At 42.4% G+C, this 2,165-nt stretch carries 2 protein-coding genes; one reads left to right on the top strand and one right to left on the bottom strand.

The window, feature by feature from the left end:
* Positions 1 to 108 precede the first annotated feature (108 nt).
* Entirely contained in the window at positions 109 to 1,713 is a 1,605-nt protein-coding gene (locus tag ACFVSH_RS25810; protein WP_387708621.1) for a phosphodiester glycosidase family protein, read from the top strand.
* 173 nt (positions 1,714 to 1,886) lie between these two features.
* Here the strand turns inward: ACFVSH_RS25810 and ACFVSH_RS25805 are convergent.
* Positions 1,887 to 2,165: IclR family transcriptional regulator domain-containing protein (locus tag ACFVSH_RS25805; protein ID WP_387708619.1), on the bottom strand; the 279-nt coding region annotated here is incomplete at its 5' end.

Raw genomic sequence — 2,165 nt, 5'->3', positions numbered from 1 at the left:
CTCATTTTTGTTCACTTAAAATTGACTGTAATATAATAGTCTTTTTAATTTTCCATCACATTTAGACAATAAAGTTAAAGGAGGACATAACTTTATTGGAGGAAAAATATGAAAAGAATATGGAAAAAGCCAATTTTGCCTATCGCCGCTATTAGTCTAGCGTCATTGATGATTGTAAATGGGATTCCTGAAACTCCAGTTCAAGCAGAATTGAATGTTCAATCACAGGTAAAAATGAAAAATCATGAGCTTCCGCTGGGAACGTCTTATTTGCATGAGCGAAGAACTTCCATGAATCCAGCGCCTGGATTGACGTATACCAAAATCAATCGTGGTGAAACATCTTCTAAAGACTATTTCACAGTGGATGTGGCATTTGTAGAAACACAGAAGCAGGCAAAGCTATTGTTGGGAGGTTTAAAGAGAGACGGTTTCAAAAATGCCCGCATTATAAGGGAACCGGATCGGGCCTTGGATGACCGGGAAAAAGGTCCACTTGGATACATTGTTCGCATCGGCCAATATCAGCAGGAAGCGGATGCAGCCGGAATGAGAAACAAGTTATCGGGTAAGGGATATTCGGGTCTACGGACTGTGTATACGGGTGAAGATGGTGAGAAAACAACAGGACCTTGGGTAGTGAACGTACTTGAAGTGGATAAGGATCGATTTCAAGGGCAAGTGGTGCCTGAATTAGCAAATGACGCAGTGATAGGAAAAGAAACATTGAGCCAAATGGCTGATAGAAATGATGCTATTGCAGGAATTAATGCTGGATACTTTGTTGTTGGAGCCAAGGATGGAACACCAGGCGATCCTGCCGGTATATTCGCCAGCAAAGGTCAACTTGTCAGTGAGGCGATAAATGGCCGTTCAGCTCTGATTTTATCTTCTGTTGAAGAGAAGGCAAACATTGCATCTGTTTCCACGTCCATTCAGGCTACTTCATCCGATGGTGCGGTTAGGGAAGTGGATGGATTAAATCGTAAGCCGGGATTGATCCGCAATTGTGGCGGTGTTGGAGGGGATACGACAACAGAACGGCCGAAACATGATTATACTTGTATGGATGAAAGTGAGCTTATCCAATATACATCCGTATTTGGAGAAAAGACGGAATCGGGCGATGGTGTGGAAGTGGTAGTGAATCATGCCGGGGAAGTGGCGGAAATCCGTAACCATCGTGGGGGAATGATTCCAAGCAGCGGTTCTGTTCTTGCAGGAACGGGGGAAGCGGCAGATTGGCTTCGTGACCATGCCCAACAAGGAATGAAGATTCAGGTGAAAAGTGAAATCATCGGGGATGGAAAGCCATTAAAATTGGACCAAACCACTAGCATGATTAACGGAGGTCCTCGATTATTGGAAAACGGAGAAATTTCCATTAATGCCGTAGAGGAAGGATTTCACTGGGAAGAAGATCCTGGGTTTTATTATCGTTTTGGGGAACGTCGTAATCCGAGAACGCTTGCAGGAATAAAAGAGAATGGAAATCTATTATTTGTCACCATAAATGGGCGCGCACCCGGATGGAGTGTGGGGGCAAATTTTGAAGAAAGTGCAAAAGTCATGAAGTCATTAGGAGCCGTAGATGCCATCAATCTTGACGGCGGCGGATCGACGACCATGACAGTTGGGGCTGACCGAGTCACAAGACCATCTGACGCAACAGGTGAACGCCCGATTGCCGACGGAATTTTGTTAGTAAAATAATAGATGAACATGTAAAGAAGATAAAGAGTAACTTCTTCATATATTCAGAAGATACCTTTAAGCAGTGATAGTAGTTTTAGTTCAAACCCGCCGTCACGAATAAACTAAAAAATCTCTTCAGAAACCTATCTGAAGAGATTTTTTAATAACGGGATCATCCGACCCAAATCAATTTAATATAAGGATTTTGAAATACTTTCAGCCGTTTTTAGCAATAAAGAGATATGTTGTTCCATCGATTCCTTATTCCAGCGAAAGACAGGCCCGGAAATGGAAATAGCTCCAATGACTTTTCCTTTAGCACCGAATACTGGTGCTGATAATGCAGCTACATTCTTCGTGATTTCTTCCTCATTAATTGAGTAACGGGTATTTACTATAATTTCTAATTGCTGTTGTAGCATTTTTCTTTCTTCCTCTGGAAGGAGGTTTAATACTTGTGCCTGTAAGCC

The sequence above is a fragment of the Peribacillus sp. NPDC058002 genome (genome assembly GCF_042886655.1).
In the GTDB taxonomy this organism is placed as follows: Bacteria; Bacillota; Bacilli; order Bacillales; family DSM-1321; genus Peribacillus; species Peribacillus aracenensis.
This window is presented reverse-complemented; position numbering and strand designations above follow the sequence as displayed.